Source organism: Streptomyces sp. NPDC006529 (assembly GCF_040611795.1).
GTDB lineage: Bacteria > Actinomycetota > Actinomycetes > Streptomycetales > Streptomycetaceae > Streptomyces.
This window is the reverse complement of record NZ_JBEXPB010000001.1, coordinates 156,689-178,349: the sequence shown is the minus strand read 5'-3', so window position 1 is coordinate 178,349 and position 21,661 is coordinate 156,689. Positions and strand designations below refer to the sequence as shown.

The window sequence follows — 21,661 nt, the reverse complement described above, 5'->3', positions numbered from 1 at the left end:
AGGGGAGGGGCTCACCGTTGGACGACGCCGCACCCGGCGGCCGCAGCGACCAGGAACTCCTGGCGCTGCACGCCGCCGGAGACCCCGACGCGTTCGGTGAACTCGTGCGGCGCCACCGCGACCGGCTGTGGGCCGTTGCGCTGCGGACACTCGGCGACCGCGAGGAGGCCGCCGACGCCGTCCAGGACGCCCTGGTCTCCGCCTACCGGGCCGCCCACACCTTCCGGGGCGAGTCGGCCGTCACCACCTGGCTGCACCGGATCACCGTGAACGCCTGCCTGGACCGGGCCCGCAAGGCCGCCTCGCGCAAGACCGCGCCCCTCGACGACACGGAGCGCCTGGAGCGGCTCCTGGAGCCGCACGAGCCCGCCGACGCCCCCGCCGAGCGCCACGACCTCCACCGGCAGCTCCTGGCGGCTCTGGCCACCCTGCCGCCCGAGCAGCGGGCCGTCCTCGTCCTGGTCGACATGCAGGGCTATCCCGTGGCCGAAGCAGCCCGGATCCTGGACGTCCCCACCGGGACCGTGAAGAGCCGCTGTGCCCGTGGCCGGGCGAAACTCGCCCCGCGCCTCACTCATCTGCGCGCCGATCCCGTGGATAACACCGACGCCGAGCGGGGAAGGAACCGGACGCAGGGGACATCCGTCCCACCAGCGGCAGAGCCCAGACATCCAGATCCAGGCTCGGTGAAGGGCGGAGGTGGACGAACATGACCCCCACGACCGGCGCGACCGGTGTGACCGGCACGATCCGGCACCCGGAGGTCTCGGAGATCTCCGACCTGACCGAGGGTCTCCTCTCTCCTTCCCGGACGTCCGAGGTACGGCGCCACCTGGCCGCATGCGCCCTGTGCGCCGATGTCCGCGCCTCCCTGGACGAGATCCGTTCGCTTCTCGGCACGCTTCCCGGGCCGCCGCGGATGCCCGTGGACATCGCGGGCCGCATCGACGCGGCACTGGCGGCGGAAGCCCTGCTCGACGCCCGGGGCCCTGCCCCGGAACCCCGCCCCGTCCCGGTGCGCCCCGCTGCTCCGGATGTTTCACGTGAAACATCGCCCGCCGCCCGCGCGCCGGGGGGACACCCCACAGGCCCGACCGGCCCCGGACGGCGTCGTGCCCGCAGGCGCATCGCCGTGCTGACCGGACTGGCCGGAGCCGCGGCCTGCGCCCTCGGGGTCTTCCTCTTCACCGCCCTGCCGCACTCGTCCTCGCAGAGCACCTCAGCCCGCAAGGACGCCGCCAGCACGCTGGCCGAGCCCAGGGCCGCGGGCGAGTATTCCGCCCAGAACCTGCGCTCCGCCGTCCAGAACCTGCTCGCCGAGGGGAGCGTCGCCGGGCAGTCAACCCCGGAGGGACGCAGCCCAGGGCTCCAGAAGACCTCGCCCGACGGGAACACCTCGTCCGACGGGGCGATCGCCCCCCAGGACCGCCGGGCGGCGGGTCCCGTCCCGCAGTGCGTCCAAGAGGGCACCGGGCGGGCGGATACTCCGCTCGCGAGCGGGCAGGGCAGCTACCAGGGCACCCGTGTCCACCTGGTGGTCCTGCCGCACCCGGGAGATGCCGCTCTGGTGGACGCCTACCTCGTCGACTCCGCCTGCGCGGACGCCGCCGGGGCTGGCCCGGGCGCGGTGCTGCTGACCAGCACCTACCCGCGCCACTGAAGCCCGCGGACGCCACGGGGACAACTCGGGAATGCTCGCGCCGTAGGATCCGTTGGGTGGGGTGAAGGTCCGCACCGGCCCCCCGGTAGGCAAGAAGCAGTCCGCAGAGACGAGGAAAGTACCCGTGAGCGACGTCCGAAACGTGATCATCATCGGCTCCGGGCCGGCCGGTTACACGGCCGCCCTGTACACCGCACGTGCCTCGCTCAAGCCCCTCGTCTTCGAGGGCGCCGTCACCGCGGGCGGTGCGCTCATGAACACCACCGAGGTCGAGAACTTCCCCGGCTTCCGTGACGGCATCATGGGCCCCGACCTCATGGACAACATGCGCGACCAGGCCGAGCGCTTCGGCGCCGAGCTGGTTCCGGACGACATCGTCTCCGTCGACCTGACCGGTGACATCAAGACCGTCACCGACACCGCCGGTACCGTGCACCGTGCCAAGGCCGTCATCGTCACCACGGGCTCCCAGCACCGCAAGCTCGGCCTGCCCAACGAGGACGCGCTCTCCGGCCGGGGTGTCTCCTGGTGCGCCACCTGCGACGGGTTCTTCTTCAAGGACCAGGACATCGCCGTCGTCGGTGGCGGCGACACCGCGATGGAGGAGGCGACCTTCCTCTCCCGGTTCGCCAAGTCCGTCACGATCATCCACCGGCGTGACAGCCTGCGCGCCTCCAAGACGATGCAGGACCGCGCCTTCGCCGACCCGAAGATCAAGTTCGCCTGGGACAGCGAGGTCGCCGCGATCCACGGTGACCCGAAGCTGACCGGTCTGACCCTGCGCAACACCAAGACCGGTGAGACCTCCGAGCTTCCCGTGACGGGTCTCTTCATCGCCGTCGGCCACGACCCGCGGACCGAACTCTTCAAGGGCCAGCTGGAGCTGGATGCAGAGGGCTACCTCAAGGTCGACGCCCCCTCCACCCGCACCAACCTGACCGGCGTGTTCGGCGCGGGCGACGTGGTGGACCACACCTACCGCCAGGCCATCACCGCCGCAGGCACGGGCTGCTCCGCCGCCCTGGACGCCGAGCGCTTCCTGGCCGCCCTCACGGACGCCGAGCACGCCGCCGCGGCCGTCTGAGCCCACCCCCCGGCACCACCCCCACACCCCACACCCCGTAAAGAAGAAGGAGGCCGTTGTGGCCGGCACCCTGAAGACTGTGACCGACGCGAGCTTCGACGCGGACGTCCTGGCCAGCGACAAGCCCGTCCTCGTGGACTTCTGGGCCGAATGGTGCGGCCCGTGCCGCCAGATCGCCCCGTCCCTGGAGGCCATCGCGGCCGAGTACGGCGATGAGATCGAGATCGTCAAGCTCAACATCGACCAGAACCCGGACACCGCCGCCAAGTACGGCGTCATGTCCATCCCGACGCTGAACGTCTACAAGGGCGGCGAAGTCGTCAAGACCATCGTCGGTGCCAAGCCGAAGGCCGCCATCCTGCGCGACCTCGACGGCTTCGTGACCATCAAGCCGGTCGCCTGAGCCGTCGGTCGAACCCGGTACGCGAACGGGGCCGCCCCTGCTGGGGCGGCCCCGTTCGCGCATCTCCGGGACGGATCAGAGCGGGCGCAGGGCCGGCTCCTTGCGCGCGCCGCCCAGCAGCCGGTCCAGGGCCAGCTCCACGTCTTCCTTCCACGACAGCGTGGAGCGCAGCTCCAGGCGCAGCCTCGGGTGCACCGGATGCGGCCGGACCGTCTTGAAGCCCACCGCCAACAGGTGATCCGCGGGCAGGAGACAAGCCGGTCCCTCCCACCGCGCGTCCCCGAAGGCCTCGATCGCGCGGAACCCGCGCCGCAGCAGGTCCTTGGCGACCGTCTGCACCATCACCCGCCCCAGGCCTTGGCCCTGATAGCCCGGCATGATCCACGCCGTGATCAGCTGGACGGCATCCGGCGACACGGGACTCGTGGGGAACGCGGTCGCCCGCGGCACATAGGCGGGCGGGGCGTACAGCACGAAGCCCACCGGGACGTCGTCCACGAAGACCAACCGGCCGCAGGAACCCCATTCCAGCAGAACCGCGGAGATCCACGCTTCCTTCTCCTGCTCCGCGGTCCCGGACTTCACCGCGGCATTGCCACTGACGGGATCCAGCTCCCAGAACACACAGGAACGGCAACGTCTGGGCAGGTCCCGGAGGTTGTCCAGCGTGAGCGGTACGACCCTGCGACCCATGGACGCATCGTATCCACCGGCTCCCCGCTCCGACACCGGAGCACGACAAAGGGCCGGGCAAAAGGAGCGGAACACGGCAAAGGGCGGGCCGCACCGGTTCCCACCGGCACGACCCGCCCCGAGGCGACCGGGATCACTCCCCGGCGATTCCCTGCTCCAGCACCCGTCCCTCACCCGGGGCCAGCGTGCCCAGGATGCGCTCCAGATCCTCCATCGAGGCGAACTCGACGGTGATCTTGCCCTTCTTCTGACCCAGATCCACCTTCACCCGCGTCTCGAACCGGTCCGAGAGCCGCGACGCCAGATCGTTCAGCGCCGGAGCCACCCGGGCCCCCGCCCGGGGGCCCTTCGGCTTCACCGAACTCGTCGGCTGCGACCCCATCAGCGTGACGATCTCCTCGATCGCCCGCACCGACAGGCCTTCCGCCACGATCCGGTGGGCCAGTCGGTCCTGCTCGTCGGAGTCCTCCACCGACAGCAGGGCCCGCGCGTGCCCCGCCGAAAGGACGCCCGCCGCCACCCGGCGCTGAACCCTTGGCGAGAGCTTCAGCAGCCGCAGCGTGTTGGAGACCTGCGGCCGCGAACGCCCGATCCGGTCCGCCAGTTGATCGTGGGTGCAGTGGAAGTCCTGGAGCAGCTGGTCGTACGCGGCCGCCTCTTCCAGCGGGTTCAGCTGCGCCCGGTGCAGGTTCTCCAGGAGCGCGTCCAGCAGGAGCTTTTCGTCATCGGTCGCCCGGATGATCGCGGGAATCCGCTCCAGGCCGGCCTTGCGGCAGGCACGCCAGCGCCGCTCGCCCATGATGAGTTCGTAGCGCCCGGGACCGGACTGCCGGACCACCACCGGCTGGAGCAGACCTACCTCCTGGATGGAAGTGACCAGCTCCGCGAGTGCGTCCTCGTCGAACACCTCACGCGGCTGCCGCGGGTTGGGCGTGATCGCGTCCATGGCAAGCTCGGCGAACATCGCGCCTGCCACCGTGGTCGCCGCGAGCAGCCCGGCCGCCTCCGGCTCGACCGCCGCCCGCTCCGTTTCACGTGAAACATCGGTTTCACGTGAAACATCGGCCTGCGCCAGCGAAGCCAGCTTCGCCGCCGCGATCCCGCGCTCCGAGGGCAGGACCGGAACCGCCGACGGCGACGTCGATCCCGCGCCCACCACCGAGGGGCTTCTCTCTTGCGGAGCCGCGGGAATCAGCGCACCGAGTCCCCGCCCCAGACCCCTACGTCGCTCACTCACTGGATCCCCTCCGACATGCTCTGCGTGCTGTTCACACCGGCGCCCAGATGGGCGTGCCGGGCGTCGTACCGGATTCCGACCCCGCGCAGCGCGATCTCGCGCGCGGCCTCCAGGTAGGAGAGGGAACCACTGGAACCCGGGTCGTAGGTGAGCACCGTCTGCCCGTAGCTCGGGGCCTCCGAGATGCGCACCGACCGCGGGATGCTCGTCCGCAGCACCTCGTTGCCGAAGTGGCTGCGCACCTCCTCGGCGACCTGGGAGGCCAGCCGGGTCCTGCCGTCGTACATGGTCAGCAGGATCGTGGAGACGTGAAGGTTCGGGTTGAGGTGGGCGCGCACCAGGTCGACGTTGCGCAGCAGCTGTCCCAGCCCCTCCAGCGCGTAGTACTCGCACTGGATCGGGATCAGCACCTCCGCGCCCGCGACCAGAGCGTTCACCGTCAGAAGTCCCAGCGAGGGAGGGCAGTCGATGAGGATGTAGTCGAGCGGCTGCTCGTACGCCTGGATCGCCCGCTGGAGCCGGCTCTCGCGGGCCACCAGCGACACCAGCTCGATCTCGGCGCCCGCCAGGTCGATCGTGGCGGGAGCGCAGAAGAGACCTTCCACGTCGGCCACCGGCTGGACGACCTCCAGCAGGGGCCTGCTCTCCACCAGGACGTCGTAGATGGACGGCACATCGGCGTGGTGATCGATGCCAAGCGCCGTGGAGGCGTTGCCCTGCGGGTCGAGGTCGATCACCAGGACCCGGGCGCCGTGCAGTGCCAGCGACGCAGCCAGGTTGACGGTCGTCGTGGTCTTGCCGACGCCACCCTTCTGGTTGGCCACCACCATGATCCGCGTCTGGTCGGGGCGCGGCAGACCTTCACCGGCCCGGCCCAACGCTTCTACCGCCATCTGGGCGGCACGGCCGATCGGGGTGTCATTGTCCACAAGGGGCGGAGACGATGTTTCACGTGAAACATCGTCGCCCGCCGACTCTGAGCGGGGACCGGGGACCGGGTCGGCCAACGGCCCCGCGAGGTTGGCGTCAGACCGCACGGGTTCACTCTCCTCGACATCAGGCTCGCGATGAACAGAGCCTGCCATGCCTTCGGGGTCGCGAACCAGCGGGGCCCGTACTCCTGTGGATGATTCCACCGTTGTGGACAACTCGATCACCCTCGGGTTGTCCTTGCGGTCACGCGGGGAGGTGGCCGCGCGGCCGCGGCTGATGATTCCGTGCAGCAGAGAGCGACGTTTCACGTGAAACACGATGCGCCGCGTCCACCGGTCAGCGGCGGCGGCGCGTCCGTGACACCCGTGCAGCCTTAGCCCGCTTGGCCGCAAACCTCACTCCGCCGGGGCTTTCTCCCACTTCCACCCGGACCACGGTCGAGAGCGGATCCACGATCCCCTCACCGACGTGCAGCACCGAGGTCTTCACCACACCGAGCTTCGCCAGCGCGGACTTCGCCGCCACCAGCTCCTCCTCGGCCGTGTCCCCCTTGAGCGCCAGCATCTCTCCGTACGGACGCAGCAGCGGCACACCCCAGCCGGCCAGCCGGTCCAGAGGAGCCACGGCACGCGCCGTCACCACGTGCACCGGCTGCACCTTGCCGAGGACTTCCTCCGCGCGGCCGCGCACCACGGTGACGTGGTCGAGGCCCAGCAGCTCCACGGCCTCCTGGAGGAAGTTCGTGCGCCGCAGCAGCGGCTCCAGCAACGTGATCTTCAGATCCCGCCGCACCAGGGCCAGCGGGATGCCGGGCAGACCCGCCCCGGAGCCCACGTCGCACACGGTGACGTTCTCCGGCACCACCTCGGACAGCACCGCGCAGTTCAGCAGGTGCCGCTCCCACAGCCGTGGGACCTCACGGGGCCCGATCAGGCCCCGCTCCACTCCCGCGTCCGCCAGCAGCTCGGCGTAGCGGACAGCTTCCGGGAAGTACTCACCGAATACCGCGCGCGCTTCTTCGGGCGCCGGGGGAAGCTCCGCTGTCTCCGTCACGGGGACCGTCCTTCCGTACCGCACTCAACATCGTGTAGTTCAACAGTCAGGCTGACAAACTTCGGCCCCGCCTGCGCTACAGACGGGGCCGAACACTCGCGCTCGCGATCAGGCGGGGAGCACAACGACGAAGCGCTGCGGCTCCTCGCCCTCGGACTCGCTGCTCAGGCCGGCCGCCGCCACGGCGTCGTGGACGACCTTGCGCTCGAACGGAGTCATCGGGGCAAGCTTGACCGGCTCGCCCGAGGACTTGGCGTCCGCCGCAGCCTGCGCACCGATGACCGCCAGCTCCTCGCGCTTCCTGGCACGGAACCCCGCGATGTCCAGCATCAGCCGGCTCCGGTCGCCGGTCTCCCGGTGCACGGCCAGGCGCGTCAGTTCCTGCAGAGCCTCCAGCACCTCGCCGTCGCGCCCCACGAGCTTGCTCAGGTCACGGCTCGCCGAATCACTGACGATCGACACCGCGGCCCGGTCGGCCTCGACGTCCATGTCGATGTCACCGTCCAGATCGGCGATGTCCAGCAGACCCTCAAGGTAGTCAGCCGCGATCTCGCCCTCCTGCTCCAGGCGGGTCAGGGTGTCGCCACCCTCGGCAGCGGCGGCGGAGATGGTGCCTTCCGTCACGGGATGGACTCCTTCTTACTTCTTGGTGGAGGGCTTGCCGGGGGGCGGCGACTGCCGCTGCGACTTCGACTGCCGCTTGGGCTGCTGCCGCTTCGCGGCACCACCGCTCGCCGCGTCCGCGTCCGCCGTGGTCTCGGAACTCTTGATCACCGAACCGTCCGCCTGAGCGGCCAGGCCCTGCTTCGCCAGGGTGGTGATGAACTTGCGCTCGTTGTCGTTGCGGTCCGGGCCCTTGGCCACGATCGCCGCGACGATCTTCTTCTTGCCCCGGCCCTTGATCTGGCCGTGCGAACCGACGTGCTTGACCAGACGGGTGAGGTACTGGTCCTGCGCCTTGCTGCCCGGAGTCGGGTTCTGGCTGATCACGTACATCTGCTGGCCCATGGTCCACACGTTCGTGGTCAGCCAGTAGACGAGGACACCGACGGGGAAGTTGATTCCCATCACCGCGAAGATCAGCGGGAAGATGTACATCAGCATCTTCTGCTGCTGCATGAACGGCGTCTTGACCGAGAGGTCGACGTTCTTCTGCATCAGCTGACGCTGGGTGTAGAACTGCGAGAAGGACATCATGACGATCATGACGGCGGTGACGATCCGCACGTCGACGATCGAGGCGTTCAGGCTCGCGACCTTGTCCGCGCTGTCCATGAACTTGGACGCCAGCGGGGCACCGAAGATGTGAGCGTTACGGGCGCTCTCCAGCAGCGGCTTGTCGATGACGCCGATGGTCGTGCCGTTGGCGATGCTCGACAGCACGTGGTAGAGCGCGAAGAAGAACGGCGACTGCGCGAGGATGGGAAGGCACGAGGACAGCGGGTTGGTACCCGTCTCCTTGTACAGCTTCATCATCTCTTCGGACTGACGCTGCTTGTCGTTCTTGTAGCGCTCCTGGATCGCCTTCATCTTCGGCTGGAGCGCCTGCATGCCCCGCGTCGACTTGATCTGCTTCACGAAGAGCGGGATCAGGCAGATACGGATCAGGATCACCAGGGACACGATGGACAGGCCCCAGGCCCACCCACTGTCCGCACCGAAGACCGCGCCGTAGACCTGGTGGAACTGAACGATGATCCACGAGACGGGATAGGTGATAAAGCTGAACAGACTGGCAATCGTGTCCACTAATCAGGCTCCTTGAGCAATGCGAGATCGACGCAACGCACTGCGCAGCTGCTCGTGCCAACGCGGGCGTTTACGGGGTGGGACATGATCCACACCGCCAGGACTCCACGGGTTGCACCGCAGGATCCGCCAGGCGGTCAGTACTGTCCCCTTCACCGCACCATGCCGGTCGATGGCCGCATAGCCGTAGCGCGAGCACGACGGGTAATAACGGCACACCGGGCCGAGCAGCGGACTGATCGTCCACTGGTACAGCTTGATCAGGGCGAGCAGCGGGTACTTCATCGAGCCACGCCTCCCAGGAGCCGCGCCAGTGCGGCGTCCAGGTCCCGGGCAAGATCGTCATAGTCGGCCTCGCCCGCTCCGGGCAACGCACGCACCACCACCAGGCTACCGGCGGGCAGCTCGGAGAGCCGCTCGCGGACAAGATGGCGCAGCCTGCGCTTGACCCGGCTGCGGACGACGGCGACACCTACCGCCTTGCTGACGACGAAACCCGCACGCGTCGAGGGATCGATCTCCCCCGGCTCGTGCGGGTCCGTGGCACCGCTGGTACGTAGGTGTACGACGAGGAGCGGGCGACCAGCCCGACGACCTCGGCGTACCGCGCTCGCGAAGTCCTCGCGCCGCCTCAGCCGATTTTCGGGAGACAGCACGACGTCACGACCTGTGTGCGTTGGTTACGCGGAGAGGGCGGTACGGCCCTTGCCACGACGGTTGGCCAGGATCGCGCGACCGGCACGGGTACGCATCCGGAGACGGAAGCCGTGGGTCTTGGCACGACGGCGGTTGTTCGGCTGGAAGGTGCGCTTGCTCACTCGGGGGCTCCAGAGAATGAATCGTTGTGGCGGGACATCGCCTGGCTGTCACCGTGCGCCCACGAGGAAACTCGCGTGATCGCCCGAGTGGCACCGCTACATGATCACTAAGGGTGATCTTCGCCCATCGGTAGGCAGGCGGCAGCAGCCATCGACAACTCGACCTCGTTACGGTACGCGCGGCTACGCCATCCGGTCAAACCGAGGCGGCGACGTGGTCCACTGTGCACAGGCTGTGGACAACGACTTGAACCGTACCCGTCGGCCTGACTACCGTTGCCCGACCCCTGATTTTTTGTCCCGACCGTCCCAAAGAACCACACATTCGTGGGACCCCCGTGAGAGAGCGTGCTCTGTGGCTGACGTACCTGCCGATCTTGCCGCAGTGTGGCCGCGCGTGCTCGAGAAGCTGCTCGGGGAAGGTCAGCAGGGCATCGAGCCCAAGGACAAGCAGTGGGTCGAACGCTGCCAGCCGCTGGCCCTCGTCGCCGACACCGCGCTGCTGGCCGTCCCCAACGAATGGGGCAAGCGCGTCCTGGAGGGCCGGCTCGCCCCTCTGATCAGTGACGCGCTGAGCCGCGAATGCGGCCGCCCCATCCGGATCGCCATCACCGTGGACGACTCCGCCGGCGAGCCCGCTCCGCAGTCCCAAGGGCCGCAGCGCGACTCCTATGAGTCCGGTTCCTACTCCGGCCAGCGCGCCGGAGGCCACACCGGTCACTCGGGGCACACCGGCCCCGCCGAAGACCAGGGCCCCACCGCCCGCCCCGCCTACCCGGACTACCAGCAGCAGCGCCCCGAGCCCGGCGCCTGGCCCCGCGGCGGCCAGCAGGACGAGTACGGCTGGCAGCAGCCGCGCCCCGGCGGCTACCCGGAGCGCGACCCGTACGCCTCCCCGCAGCCCGGCTACCTCCAGCAGTCCGAATCCCAGGGCTACGAGCCGCCGTACGATCCGCAGCAGTACGAGCAGAACCGTCAGCAGGGCTACGAGCAGCAGTCCTACGACAAGTCCTCCTACGAGCAGCAGCAGTACGAGCAGCCCGCGCCGCGCCCCGCCCCCGGACGCACCGGCCCCGGCGGCCCCGGCGGCCCGGGCGGACAGAGCGGCACCGGCAGGCAGTCGGGCTCCTCCGGCGGCTCGGGCGGTTCCTCCTCGGGCCCGCTGGAGCCCACGGCCCGCCTCAACCCCAAGTACCTCTTCGACACCTTCGTCATCGGCGCCTCCAACCGCTTCGCGCACGCCGCCGCGGTCGCCGTAGCCGAGGCGCCGGCCAAGGCCTACAACCCCCTCTTCATCTACGGGGAGTCGGGACTCGGCAAGACGCACCTGCTGCACGCCATCGGGCACTACGCGCGCAGCCTCTACCCGGGTACCCGGGTGCGGTACGTGAGCTCCGAGGAGTTCACCAACGAGTTCATCAACTCCATCCGCGACGGCAAGGGCGACGCGTTCCGCAAGCGCTACCGCGAGATGGACATCCTGCTCGTCGACGACATCCAGTTCCTCGCGAGCAAGGAGTCGACGCAGGAGGAGTTCTTCCACACCTTCAATACGCTGCACAACGCGAACAAGCAGATCGTGCTCTCCTCCGACCGGCCGCCCAAGCAGCTCGTCACCTTGGAGGACCGGCTCCGCAACCGCTTCGAGTGGGGCCTGATCACCGACGTCCAGCCGCCCGAGCTGGAGACCCGGATCGCGATCCTGCGCAAGAAGGCGGTCCAGGAGCAGCTCAACGCCCCGCCGGAGGTACTGGAGTTCATCGCCTCCCGGATCTCGCGCAACATCCGCGAGCTGGAGGGGGCGCTGATCCGGGTGACGGCCTTCGCCAGCCTGAACCGGCAGCCGGTGGACCTCGGGCTGACCGAGGACGTCCTCAAGAACCTGATCCCCGGCGGCGAGGACGCGGCCCCGGAGATCACGGCCGCGGACATCATGGCCGCCACGGCGGACTACTTCGGGCTGACCGTGGACGACCTGTGCGGCTCCTCGCGCAGCCGGGTGCTGGTGACGGCCCGCCAGATCGCCATGTACCTCTGCCGGGAGCTGACGGACCTCTCCCTGCCCAAGATCGGGGCGCAGTTCGGCGGCCGGGACCACACCACCGTCATGCACGCGGACCGCAAGATCCGCGCGCTGATGGCCGAACGGCGGTCCATCTACAACCAGGTCACGGAGCTGACCAACCGCATCAAGAACGCCTGATTCCGGGCCTTGGGCCCGCCAGCGAGCACCGCCAAAGGGCGCTTCCGGAGCACACCGGGGGCGCCCTTCGTCGTGCGTGCGCCCCCAAGTTGTTCGAATACGCCCCCGCGAGGCCAACTCATCCACAGATTGGGCGACTTTCTGTCGTCCACAGGCTGGGGACCGGGACCGTCACCCACAATCTGTCCACAGGGGCCTGTCCTGAGCGATCATCAGCCCAGGTCATGACCCTGTGGATTTGTGCGCAACCTTTGTCCACAGGCTGTGGACAACTTTTTGTCCACAGGTTCGTCCACGGCTCTGTCCACCGGCAACCCACAGGTTTGGATCCACCGTGCACAGGATCGGGGTGCTTCTCCACACCCTTGTCCACTGTTCGGCAACCGAGGGGCCCCTGTCACCACCCCGAGTGAAAGCGGTCACACCGATGTAGACGTTTGGGTTGTGGAGTACCGGGGGAAACCTGGGGACGCACCTGTGGAGTAACCGGGGTCACCTGGGGACGGCCTGTGCAGAAGTTTTTGTTCTCCACAGACACCGTGGGTTATCCACCGGCTCCGCCCACAGGCCCGGTGGATAAAAAACGCGCGCTGACCTGCGAAAAGGCAGTTATCCACTGTATCCACAGGCCCTACTACTACCCCTATGGACAGTTAGGCCTGGTCTGGTTTTCAAGCAGGGCCTGTGCACAACTCGCCGCTTCCGGCATCCCGACACCTCCCACCCGACTTGACCGCCGACAGCAACGGCTGTCGGCGGTGTGCGTCAGACTGGTCTCCGGCATCGGGGCAGAGAGCCTCCAGCCGACGACGAAGGCCAGCAATCAGCAGGAGGCGGTTTCCGGTGAAGATCCGGGTGGAGCGCGACGTACTCGCGGAGGCGGTGGCCTGGGCCGCCCGTAGCCTCCCGGCCCGGCCGCCGGTGCCCGTTCTCGCGGGCCTGCTGCTGAAGGCCGAGGAGGGCACCCTGAGCCTCTCCGGCTTCGACTACGAGGTCTCGGCCCGCGTCTCGGTCGAGGCGGACGTCGAGGAGGACGGCACGGTCCTCGTCTCCGGCCGGCTGCTCGCCGACATCTGCCGCGCCCTCCCCAACCGGCCGGTGGAGATTTCCACAGACGGTGTACGGGCGACCGTGGTCTGTGGCTCCTCGCGGTTCACGCTCCACACCCTGCCTGTGGAGGAATACCCGGCGCTGCCGCAGATGCCGACCGCGACCGGCACCGTCCCCGGTGACGTCTTCGCCTCCGCCGCGGCCCAGGTGGCCATCGCCGCCGGCCGCGACGACACCCTGCCGGTGCTCACCGGTGTGCGGATCGAGATCGAGGGCGAGCGCGTCACCCTGGCCTCCACCGACCGCTACCGCTTCGCGGTCCGCGAGTTCCTGTGGAAGCCGGAGGACCCGGAGGCCTCGGCCGTGGCCCTGGTGCCCGCCAAGACGCTCCTGGACACCGCCAAGTCCCTGACCAGCGGTGACACGGTCACCCTGGCGCTCTCCGGCTCCGGCAAGGGCGAGGGCCTGATCGGCTTCGAGGGCGCGGGCCGCCGCACCACCACCCGGCTGCTCGAAGGCGACCTGCCGAAGTACCGCACGCTCTTCCCGACCGAGTTCAACTCCATCGCCGTGATCGAGACCGCCCCCTTCGTCGAGGCCGTCAAGCGCGTGGCCCTGGTCGCCGAGCGCAACACCCCGGTCCGGCTGAGCTTCGAGCAGGGCGTGCTGATCCTGGAAGCCGGTTCCAGCGACGATGCACAGGCTGTGGAGCGCGTCGACGCCAAGCTGGAGGGCGACGACATCTCGATCGCCTTCAACCCGACCTTCCTGCTCGACGGCCTGAGCGCGATCGACTCGCCCGCCGCCCAGCTGAGCTTCACCACCTCGACGAAGCCCGCGCTGCTGAGCGGCCGCCCGGCCGTCGACGCCGAGGCCGACGAGGCGTACAAGTACCTGATCATGCCGGTGCGCCTCTCCGGCTGACCCGGACCGTCCGCCGCCAGCAGGCCGCCCAGGCCCGGTCCCGCCGCCCGCGGGTCCGGGCCTGCCGCCTTCCCCCGCGGCGCCGGATGGGCCGGGCCGCGCGGCCCGGCGTAGGCTCGGACGCGGGAAAACCCGGGAAAAATCGCCTAGACGCTTAAGGAACCACCTGATGGAGCTCGGTCTCGTCGGTCTCGGCAAAATGGGTGGCAACATGCGCGAGCGCATCCGCCGCGCAGGCCACACCGTCATCGGATTCGACCGCAACCCCGACCTCGCCGATGTCCACAGCCTGTCCGAACTTGTGGACAGACTGCAGGCCCCCCGCGTGGTGTGGGTGATGGTCCCGGCCGGCGAGGCCACCCAGTCCACCGTCGACGAGCTGGGCGAACTGCTCTCGCCCGGCGACATCGTGGTCGACGGCGGCAACTCCCGCTGGACGGACGACGAGAAGCACGGCGCCGAGCTGGCCGCCAAGGGCATCGGCTTCGTCGACTGCGGCGTCTCCGGCGGCGTCTGGGGCCTGGAGAACGGCTACGCGCTGATGTACGGCGGCGCCCCCGAGCACGTCGCGACCGTCCAGCCCGTCTTCGACGCCCTCAAGCCCGAGGGCGAGTACGGCGCCGTGCACGCCGGCAAGATCGGTGCGGGCCACTTCGCGAAGATGGTTCACAACGGCATCGAGTACGCCATGATGCAGGCCTACGCCGAGGGCTGGGAGCTGCTGGAGAAGGTGGACTCGGTCACCGACGTCCGCGAGGTCTTCCGCTCCTGGCAGGAGGGCACGGTCATCCGCTCCTGGCTGCTGGACCTGGCGGTGAACGCACTGGACGACGACGAGCACCTCGAAGGCCTCAAGGGCTACGCCCAGGACTCCGGCGAGGGCCGCTGGACGGTCGAGGCCGCGATCGACAACGCGGTGCCGCTGCCGGCGATCACCGCGTCGCTGTTCGCGCGCTTCGCCTCGCGCCAGGAGGACTCCCCGCAGATGAAGATGATCGCCGCGCTGCGCAACCAGTTCGGCGGCCACGCGGTCGAGAAGAAGTAGCGAGGAGCCGCCGCACACCACCCGGCAGCACCACAGCAGCATCAGCACCACCAGCAGTACCACGCAGTAGGGCCGGGGGAGGTCGGCGCCGTCATGCACGTATCGCATCTGTCGTTGGCCGACTTCCGCTCGTACGCCCGGGTCGAGGTTCCGCTCGACCCGGGCGTCACGGCCTTCGTGGGCCCCAACGGCCAGGGCAAGACCAACCTGGTCGAGGCCGTCGGCTACCTCGCCACCCTCGGCAGCCACCGCGTCTCCTCCGACGCCCCGCTCGTGCGGATGGGCGCCGAGCGCGCGGTGATCCGAGCGGCCGTGACCCAGGGCGAGCGCAGCCAGCTCGTCGAGCTGGAGCTGAACCCGGGCCGCGCCAACCGGGCCCGCATCAACCGGTCCTCGCAGGTCAGACCGCGGGACGTGCTGGGGATCGTACGGACGGTGCTGTTCGCGCCCGAGGACCTGGCCCTGGTCAAGGGCGACCCCGGGGAGCGCCGCCGCTTCCTGGACGAGCTGGTCACCGCGCGCTCGCCGCGGATGGCGGCGGTCCGCTCCGACTACGAGCGGGTGCTCAAGCAGCGCAACACCCTGCTCAAGTCGGCCGCGATGGCCCGGCGCCACGGCGGCCGCTCCATGGACCTCTCCACCCTGGACGTGTGGGACCAGCACCTGGCCCGCACCGGCGCCGAGCTGCTGGCCCAGCGCTTGGACCTGATCTCCGTCCTGCTGCCGCTGGCCGACAAGGCGTACGAGCAGCTCGCGCCCGGCGGCGGCCCGCTCGGGCTCGTCTACCGGCCGACCTCGCTGGCCGGGGAGGCGGGAGAGGCGGTGGACTCGGGCGCGGCGCGGACCCGGGAAGCGCTGTACGAGGTCCTCATGGGCGCCCTGGCCGGGGCGCGCAAGCAGGAGATCGAGCGCGGCGTGACCCTGGTGGGCCCGCACCGCGACGACGCGCTGCTGCGCCTCGGGGAACTGCCCGCGAAGGGCTACGCGAGCCACGGCGAGTCCTGGTCTTACGCCCTGGCGCTGCGGCTGGCCTCCTACGAGCTGCTGCGCTCCGAGGGCAGCGAGCCGGTGCTCGTCCTGGACGACGTCTTCGCCGAGCTGGACGCGCGGCGCCGGGAACGGCTGGCGGAGCTGGTGGCCGACGGGGAGCAGGTACTGGTGACGGCCGCCGTGGACGACGACGTCCCGGGGGTGCTGGCGGGGGCTCGGTTCGGGGTGTCCGGCGGTGAGGTGACGCGGTGGTGAACGACGACGTGAACGGCCCCGGCGCTGCGGGGGTCCCGAGGGCCCCGGAGCCGTCGGGCGTGGACCTGGCCCGCCAGGCCCTGGCGGCGGCCCGGGAGCAGGCGCGGGCGCGCGGCCTCGTGGCGGGCGCCAAGAAGTCCCGCCACGGCCAGCCGGGCCTGCGCTCGGGCGCCCGGGCGGACGGCCGGGACCCGATGCCGCTGATGGCGGCGCTGGACCGGCTGCGCACCGAGCGCGGCTGGGAGATGCCGATGGCGGTCGCGGGCGTGATGGAGCGCTGGGCGCAGATCGTGGGGCCGGAAGTGGCCGCGCACTGTGAACCGGAGCGCTACGAGGACCGTGAGCTGGTCGTGCGGTGCGATTCCTCGGCGTGGGCGGCCCAGCTGAAGCTGCTCGCCCCGCAGCTGGTGGCCCGGCTCAACGAGGACCTCGGGCAGGGCACGGTCCGGCTGATCAAGGTGCAGGGGCCGGGCGGCCGGGGCCGCCGGTACGGGCCGCTGCGGGCCCCGGGCAGTACCGGCCCCGGGGACACGTACGGCTGAGCGGGAGCAGGCGCGGGCGTGGTGGCAAGCCGCCCCGCGCGGTCCTTCCAGTGGTCTCGCTCACGGTGGCGGGAGGTTGACAGCCCGAAGGGCTGGATGCCCGTGTGAGCCTCTTTGAGCCCCTGCCCGGATATGGGGAGTCGGAGAGTGAGGGTTGAGGGCGGCACATGCGTACTCAGGTACTGGCAAACCCCCATTCATGTCCGTGGTACCGGTAGACTGACGGGAATCCCGCCGCCTCGCGGGATCCAGTCGACAAAAGCTGACAACGCAGATTGACGCAGCCGCTCCCGCTCGCATGACTGCTGGCCCGGAGTACGGCCTGTGCTGTGCCAGAAAGGGCGCTTCGTGGCCGATTCCGGCAACCCCAACGACAACCAGTCCACAGTCGGCCAGAACGGCGAGGTCACGTCCTCGTACGACGCCAGTGCCATCCAGGTCCTGGAGGGTCTGGACGCGGTCCGCAAGCGGCCCGGCATGTACATCGGCTCCACCGGTGAGCGCGGGCTCCACCACCTCGTCTACGAGGTCGTCGACAACTCGGTCGACGAGGCCCTGGCCGGGCACGCCGACACCATCGACGTGACGATCCTCGCCGACGGCGGCGTGCGCGTGGTCGACAACGGTCGCGGTATCCCGGTCGGCATCGTGCCGTCCGAGGGGAAGCCGGCCGTCGAGGTCGTGCTGACGGTCCTGCACGCGGGCGGCAAGTTCGGAGGCGGCGGCTACGCCGTCTCCGGCGGTCTGCACGGTGTCGGTGTGTCCGTCGTGAACGCCCTGTCGACCAGGGTCGCCGTCGAGGTCAAGACCGACGGCTACCGCTGGACCCAGGACTACAAGCTCGGTGTCCCGACCGCCGCCCTCGCCAAGAACGAGGAAACGTCCGAGACGGGCACCTCGGTGACCTTCTGGGCCGACGGCGACATCTTCGAGACCACCGAGTACTCCTTCGAGACGCTCTCGCGCCGCTTCCAGGAGATGGCCTTTCTCAACAAGGGCCTGACGCTCTCGCTGACGGACGAGCGCGAGTCGGCGAAGGCGACGGCGGGCGCGGACGACCCGGACGCGGACGCGGCCGAGCCCCAGGCGCGCACGGTGAAGTACCACTACGAGGGCGGCATCGTCGACTTCGTGAAGTACCTCAACTCGCGCAAGGGCGAGCTGATCCACCCGACCGTCATCGACGTCGAGGCCGAGGACAAGGAGCGCATGCTCTCGGTCGAGATCGCGATGCAGTGGAACTCGCAGTACACGGAGGGGGTCTACTCCTTCGCGAACACGATCCACACGCACGAGGGCGGCACGCACGAGGAGGGCTTCCGCGCGGCGATGACGGGTCTCGTCAACCGCTACGCGCGCGAGAAGAAGTTCCTGCGCGAGAAGGACGACAACCTCGCGGGCGAGGACATCCGCGAGGGTCTGACGGCGATCATCTCGGTGAAGCTGGGCGAGCCGCAGTTCGAGGGCCAGACGAAGACGAAGCTGGGCAACACGGAGGCCAAGACCTTCGTGCAGAAGGTCGTCCACGAGCACCTGAACGACTGGTTCGACCGGAACCCGAACGAGGCCGCGGACATCATCCGCAAGGCGATCCAGGCCGCCACGGCGCGCGTCGCGGCGCGCAAGGCGCGCGACCTGACCCGCCGCAAGGGCCTGCTGGAGTCGGCCTCGCTGCCGGGCAAGCTGTCGGACTGCCAGTCCAACGACCCGGCGAAGTGCGAGATCTTCATCGTCGAGGGCGACTCGGCCGGTGGCAGCGCGAAGTCGGGCCGCAACCCGATGTACCAGGCCATCCTGCCGATCCGCGGCAAGATCCTGAACGTCGAGAAGGCGCGGATCGACAAGATCCTCCAGAACACCGAGGTCCAGGCGCTGATCAGCGCCTTCGGTACGGGTGTGCACGAGGACTTCGACATCGAGAAGCTCCGCTATCACAAGATCATTCTGATGGCGGACGCCGACGTCGACGGCCAGCACATCAACACCCTGCTGCTGACCTTCCTGTTCCGCTTCATGCGGCCGCTGGTCGAGGCGGGGCACGTGTACCTCTCCCGGCCGCCGCTGTACAAGATCAAGTGGGGTCGCGACGACTTCGAGTACGCCTACTCGGACCGCGAGCGCGACGCCCTGGTCGAACTCGGCAAGAGCCAGGGCAAGCGGATCAAGGAAGACTCGATCCAGCGCTTCAAGGGTCTCGGCGAGATGAACGCCGAGGAGCTGCGCATCACCACGATGGACGTGGACCACCGCGTCCTCGGCCAGGTCACCCTGGACGACGCGGCGCAGGCCGACGACCTGTTCTCGGTGCTGATGGGCGAGGACGTCGAAGCCCGGCGCTCCTTCATCCAGCGCAACGCCAAGGACGTCCGGTTCCTCGACATCTGAGTCGGCTCAGCTGACCGCCTGAAAGGATCTTTGACCAGCAATGGCCGACGAAACCACCCCCACCGCGGCGAACCCCGCGGAGGAGCAGCCCGTCATGCGCATCGAGCCCGTCGGGCTCGAGACCGAGATGCAGCGCTCCTATCTCGACTACGCGATGTCCGTCATCGTCTCGCGCGCCCTGCCCGACGTCCGGGACGGCCTCAAGCCGGTCCACCGGCGCGTGCTGTACGCGATGTACGACGGCGGCTACCGGCCCGAGAAGGGCTTCTACAAGTGCGCCCGCGTCGTCGGTGACGTCATGGGCACCTACCACCCGCACGGTGACAGCTCGATCTACGACGCCCTGGTCCGCCTGGCCCAGCCGTGGTCGATGCGCATGCCGCTCGTGGACAGCAACGGCAACTTCGGTTCCCCGGGCAACGACCCGGCCGCCGCGATGCGCTACACCGAGTGCAAGCTCATGCCGCTGGCCATGGAGATGCTCCGGGACATCGACGAGGAGACCGTCGACTTCCAGGACAACTACGACGGCCGCAACCAGGAGCCGACGGTCCTGCCGGCGCGCTTCCCGAACCTCCTGGTCAACGGCTCCGCGGGCATCGCGGTCGGCATGGCGACCAACATCCCGCCGCACAACCTCCGCGAGGTCGCGGCCGGCGCGCAGTGGGCGCTGGAGCACCCCGACGCCACCCACGAGGAGCTCCAGGACGCGCTCCTTGAGCGGATCAAGGGCCCGGACTTCCCCTCCGGCGCGCTGGTCGTGGGCCGCAAGGGCATCGAGGAGGCGTACCGCACCGGTCGCGGCTCCATCACGATGCGCGCCGTGGTCGAGGTCGAGGAGATCCAGAACCGCCAGTGCCTGGTGGTCACGGAGCTCCCGTACCAGACCAACCCGGACAACCTCGCGCAGAAGATCGCCGACCTGGTCAAGGACGGCAAGGTCGGCGGCATCGCCGACGTCCGCGACGAGACCTCGTCCCGCACCGGCCAGCGCCTGGTGATCGTGCTCAAGCGCGACGCCGTGGCCAAGGTCGTGCTGAACAACCTCTACAAGCACACCGACCTCCAGACGAACTTCGGCGCGAACATGCTGGCGCTGGTCGACGGGGTGCCGCGCACGCTGTCGATCGACGCGTTCATCCGGCACTGGGTCACGCACCAGGTCGAGGTCATCGTCCGGCGCACGCGCTTCCGCCTGCGCAAGGCGGAGGAGCGCGCCCACATCCTGCGCGGCCTGCTCAAGGCACTGGACGCGATCGACGAGGTCATCGCGCTGATCCGGCGCAGCAACACCGTCGAGATCGCGCGCGAGGGCCTGATGGGCCTGCTGTCGATCGACGAGATCCAGGCGAACGCGATCCTGGAGATGCAGCTCCGCCGCCTGGCGGCCCTGGAGCGGCAGAAGATCGTCGCCGAGCACGACGAGCTCCAGGCCAAGATCAACGAGTACAACGCGATCCTGGCCTCGGAGCAGCGCCAGCGCTCGATCGTCAGCGAGGAACTGGCGGCGATCGTCGAGAAGTTCGGCGACGACCGGCGCTCCAAGCTGGTGCCCTTCGACGGCGACATGTCCATGGAGGACCTGATCGCCGAAGAGGACATCGTCGTCACGATCACGCACGGCGGCTACGTCAAGCGCACCAAGACCGAGGACTACCGCTCGCAGAAGCGCGGCGGCAAGGGCGTGCGCGGCACGAAGCTGAAGCAGGACGACCTGGTCGACCACTTCTTCGTCTCCACCACGCACCACTGGCTGCTGTTCTTCACGAACAAGGGCCGGGTCTACCGCGCGAAGGCCTACGAGCTCCCGGACGCCGGCCGCGACGCCCGCGGCCAGCACGTGGCGAACCTGCTGGCCTTCCAGCCGGACGAGCAGATCGCGCAGATCCTCGCGATCCGCGACTACGAGGCCGCCCCGTACCTGATCCTGGCCACCAAGGGCGGCCTGGTGAAGAAGACGGCGCTCAAGGACTACGACTCCCCCCGTTCGGGTGGTGTCATCGCCATCAACCTCCGGGAGACGGGCGACGGCAACGACGACGAGCTGATCGGCGCCGAGCTGGTCTCCGCCGAGGACGATCTGCTGCTGATCAGCAAGAAGGCGCAGTCGATCCGCTTCACCGCGACCGACGACGCGCTGCGCCCGATGGGCCGCGCGACCTCGGGCGTGAAGGGCATGAGTTTCCGTGAAGGCGACGAACTGCTCTCCATGAGCGTGGTCCGGCCCGGTACGTTCGTCTTCACCGCGACCGACGGCGGCTACGCCAAGCGGACGCCCGTGGACGAATACCGTGTCCAGGGACGTGGCGGTCTGGGCATCAAGGCTGCCAAGATCGTGGAAGACCGCGGTTCGCTCGTCGGAGCGCTCGTGGTCGACGTCACGGACGAGATCCTCGCCATCACCCTCAGCGGTGGTGTGATCCGTACGCGCGTCAACGAAGTCAGGGAGACCGGCCGTGACACCATGGGCGTCCAGCTGATCAACCTGGGCAAGCGCGATGCCGTGGTCGGTATCGCTCGTAACGCCGAGGCGGGCCAGGAGGCTGACGAGGTCGACGAGACCGAGGAAGCCGAGGGACAGGCCGCCGAGGCCGCCGAGGGCACGCAGCCTTCGGCTGGGGAGCACGAGGAGTAAGC

19 protein-coding genes and 1 pseudogene are annotated in these 21,661 nt (G+C 69.2%); 11 read left to right on the top strand and 9 right to left on the bottom strand.

Features of this window, described 5'->3' with window-relative positions:
• The first annotated feature begins 17 nt into the window (after nucleotides 1-17).
• The 4 genes from sigM to trxA all read left to right on the top strand — a co-directional run bounded on the left by sigM (nucleotide 18) and on the right by trxA (nucleotide 3,147).
• Nucleotides 18-713, top strand: a complete 696-nt coding sequence (gene sigM / locus ABZY31_RS00845) for an RNA polymerase sigma factor SigM (protein WP_356403179.1) — start codon at nucleotides 18-20, stop codon at nucleotides 711-713.
• The gene (locus ABZY31_RS00840; RefSeq protein ID WP_356403177.1) at nucleotides 710-1,660 is read left to right on the top strand and encodes a hypothetical protein; all 951 of its coding nucleotides are present in this window, start codon (nucleotides 710-712) and stop codon (nucleotides 1,658-1,660) included. The genes sigM and ABZY31_RS00840 overlap by 4 nt, the downstream gene beginning before the upstream one ends.
• Before the next feature lie 124 nt (nucleotides 1,661-1,784).
• Nucleotides 1,785-2,744 (top strand): thioredoxin-disulfide reductase, encoded by a 960-nt coding sequence (gene trxB / locus ABZY31_RS00835; RefSeq protein WP_356403174.1) that lies wholly within the window; start codon nucleotides 1,785-1,787, stop codon nucleotides 2,742-2,744.
• A gap of 58 nt (nucleotides 2,745-2,802) precedes the next feature.
• On the top strand, nucleotides 2,803-3,147 hold the full coding sequence (trxA, locus tag ABZY31_RS00830) for a thioredoxin (protein ID WP_356403171.1): 345 nt from the start codon (nucleotides 2,803-2,805) through the stop codon (nucleotides 3,145-3,147).
• Nucleotides 3,148-3,222: 75 nt separating this feature from the next.
• Here the strand turns inward: trxA and ABZY31_RS00825 are convergent, their stop codons facing one another.
• The 9 genes and pseudogenes from ABZY31_RS00825 to rpmH form a co-directional block, all read right to left on the bottom strand.
• Nucleotides 3,223-3,840 carry a GNAT family N-acetyltransferase gene (locus ABZY31_RS00825; RefSeq protein ID WP_356403168.1) on the bottom strand — a complete coding sequence of 206 codons (618 nt, stop codon included), beginning with the start codon at nucleotides 3,838-3,840 and terminating at the stop codon, nucleotides 3,223-3,225.
• A gap of 133 nt (nucleotides 3,841-3,973) precedes the next feature.
• Nucleotides 3,974-5,077, bottom strand: a complete 1,104-nt coding sequence (locus tag ABZY31_RS00820; RefSeq protein WP_356403165.1) for a ParB/RepB/Spo0J family partition protein — start codon at nucleotides 5,075-5,077, stop codon at nucleotides 3,974-3,976.
• Nucleotides 5,074-6,162, bottom strand: a complete 1,089-nt coding sequence (locus ABZY31_RS00815) for a ParA family protein (protein ID WP_356403162.1) — start codon at nucleotides 6,160-6,162, stop codon at nucleotides 5,074-5,076. Before ABZY31_RS00815 ends, ABZY31_RS00820 begins: the two co-directional genes overlap by 4 nt.
• A 184-nt stretch (nucleotides 6,163-6,346) precedes the next feature.
• Nucleotides 6,347-7,063, bottom strand: coding sequence for a 16S rRNA (guanine(527)-N(7))-methyltransferase RsmG (gene rsmG, locus ABZY31_RS00810; protein ID WP_356403159.1), 717 nt, complete (start codon nucleotides 7,061-7,063; stop codon nucleotides 6,347-6,349).
• A gap of 108 nt (nucleotides 7,064-7,171) precedes the next feature.
• Nucleotides 7,172-7,687, bottom strand: coding sequence for a R3H domain-containing nucleic acid-binding protein (locus tag ABZY31_RS00805; RefSeq protein ID WP_356403156.1), 516 nt, complete (start codon nucleotides 7,685-7,687; stop codon nucleotides 7,172-7,174).
• 15 nt (nucleotides 7,688-7,702) lie between these two features.
• A complete protein-coding gene (gene yidC / locus ABZY31_RS00800) occupies nucleotides 7,703-8,812 on the bottom strand; it encodes a membrane protein insertase YidC (protein WP_356403153.1) in 1,110 nt (369 codons plus the stop codon).
• Between the two features lie 30 nt (nucleotides 8,813-8,842).
• Nucleotides 8,843-9,097, bottom strand: a pseudogene (gene yidD / locus ABZY31_RS00795) (membrane protein insertion efficiency factor YidD); the annotation flags it as partial.
• A complete protein-coding gene (gene rnpA, locus ABZY31_RS00790; RefSeq protein ID WP_356403151.1) occupies nucleotides 9,094-9,468 on the bottom strand; it encodes a ribonuclease P protein component in 375 nt (124 codons plus the stop codon). The gene rnpA and the pseudogene yidD, both read right to left, overlap by 4 nt.
• Nucleotides 9,469-9,492: 24 nt before the next feature.
• On the bottom strand, nucleotides 9,493-9,630 hold the full coding sequence (gene rpmH, locus ABZY31_RS00785) for a 50S ribosomal protein L34 (protein WP_356403148.1): 138 nt from the start codon (nucleotides 9,628-9,630) through the stop codon (nucleotides 9,493-9,495).
• 355 nt (nucleotides 9,631-9,985) lie between these two features.
• Between rpmH and dnaA the strand changes: the two genes are divergently transcribed.
• The 7 genes from dnaA (at nucleotide 9,986) to gyrA (ending at nucleotide 21,659) form a co-directional block, all read left to right on the top strand.
• Nucleotides 9,986-11,833, top strand: a complete 1,848-nt coding sequence (gene dnaA, locus ABZY31_RS00780) for a chromosomal replication initiator protein DnaA (protein ID WP_356403145.1) — start codon at nucleotides 9,986-9,988, stop codon at nucleotides 11,831-11,833.
• Nucleotides 11,834-12,676: 843 nt separating this feature from the next.
• Nucleotides 12,677-13,807 (top strand): DNA polymerase III subunit beta, encoded by a 1,131-nt coding sequence (gene dnaN / locus ABZY31_RS00775; RefSeq protein WP_356403142.1) that lies wholly within the window; start codon nucleotides 12,677-12,679, stop codon nucleotides 13,805-13,807.
• A gap of 169 nt (nucleotides 13,808-13,976) precedes the next feature.
• Entirely contained in the window at nucleotides 13,977-14,852 is an 876-nt protein-coding gene (gnd, locus tag ABZY31_RS00770) for a phosphogluconate dehydrogenase (NAD(+)-dependent, decarboxylating) (protein ID WP_356403140.1), read from the top strand.
• 93 nt (nucleotides 14,853-14,945) lie between these two features.
• The gene (gene recF / locus ABZY31_RS00765; RefSeq protein WP_356403137.1) at nucleotides 14,946-16,097 is read left to right on the top strand and encodes a DNA replication/repair protein RecF; all 1,152 of its coding nucleotides are present in this window, start codon (nucleotides 14,946-14,948) and stop codon (nucleotides 16,095-16,097) included.
• Nucleotides 16,094-16,639 carry a DUF721 domain-containing protein gene (locus ABZY31_RS00760; protein WP_356403134.1) on the top strand — a complete coding sequence of 182 codons (546 nt, stop codon included), beginning with the start codon at nucleotides 16,094-16,096 and terminating at the stop codon, nucleotides 16,637-16,639. The genes recF and ABZY31_RS00760 overlap by 4 nt, the downstream gene beginning before the upstream one ends.
• Nucleotides 16,640-16,963: 324 nt before the next feature.
• Entirely contained in the window at nucleotides 16,964-19,024 is a 2,061-nt protein-coding gene (gene gyrB, locus ABZY31_RS00755) for a DNA topoisomerase (ATP-hydrolyzing) subunit B (protein ID WP_356403131.1), read from the top strand.
• A 40-nt stretch (nucleotides 19,025-19,064) separates the two neighbouring features.
• Nucleotides 19,065-21,659, top strand: a complete 2,595-nt coding sequence (gene gyrA / locus ABZY31_RS00750; protein WP_356403128.1) for a DNA gyrase subunit A — start codon at nucleotides 19,065-19,067, stop codon at nucleotides 21,657-21,659.
• Nucleotides 21,660-21,661: the final 2 nt, after the last annotated feature.

What these genes read in the sequence shown, in the direction of transcription:
- recF (WP_356403137.1), top strand. Translation starts at nt 14,946, where the DNA reads ATGCACGTATCGCATCTGTCGTTGGCCGACTTCCGCTCGTACGCCCGG.
- ABZY31_RS00815 (WP_356403162.1), bottom strand. Translation starts at nt 6,162, where the DNA reads ATGGCAGGCTCTGTTCATCGCGAGCCTGATGTCGAGGAGAGTGAACCC.
- gnd (WP_356403140.1), top strand. Translation starts at nt 13,977, where the DNA reads ATGGAGCTCGGTCTCGTCGGTCTCGGCAAAATGGGTGGCAACATGCGC.
- gyrA (WP_356403128.1), top strand. Translation starts at nt 19,065, where the DNA reads ATGGCCGACGAAACCACCCCCACCGCGGCGAACCCCGCGGAGGAGCAG.
- ABZY31_RS00840 (WP_356403177.1), top strand. Translation starts at nt 710, where the DNA reads ATGACCCCCACGACCGGCGCGACCGGTGTGACCGGCACGATCCGGCAC.
- ABZY31_RS00825 (WP_356403168.1), bottom strand. Translation starts at nt 3,840, where the DNA reads ATGGGTCGCAGGGTCGTACCGCTCACGCTGGACAACCTCCGGGACCTG.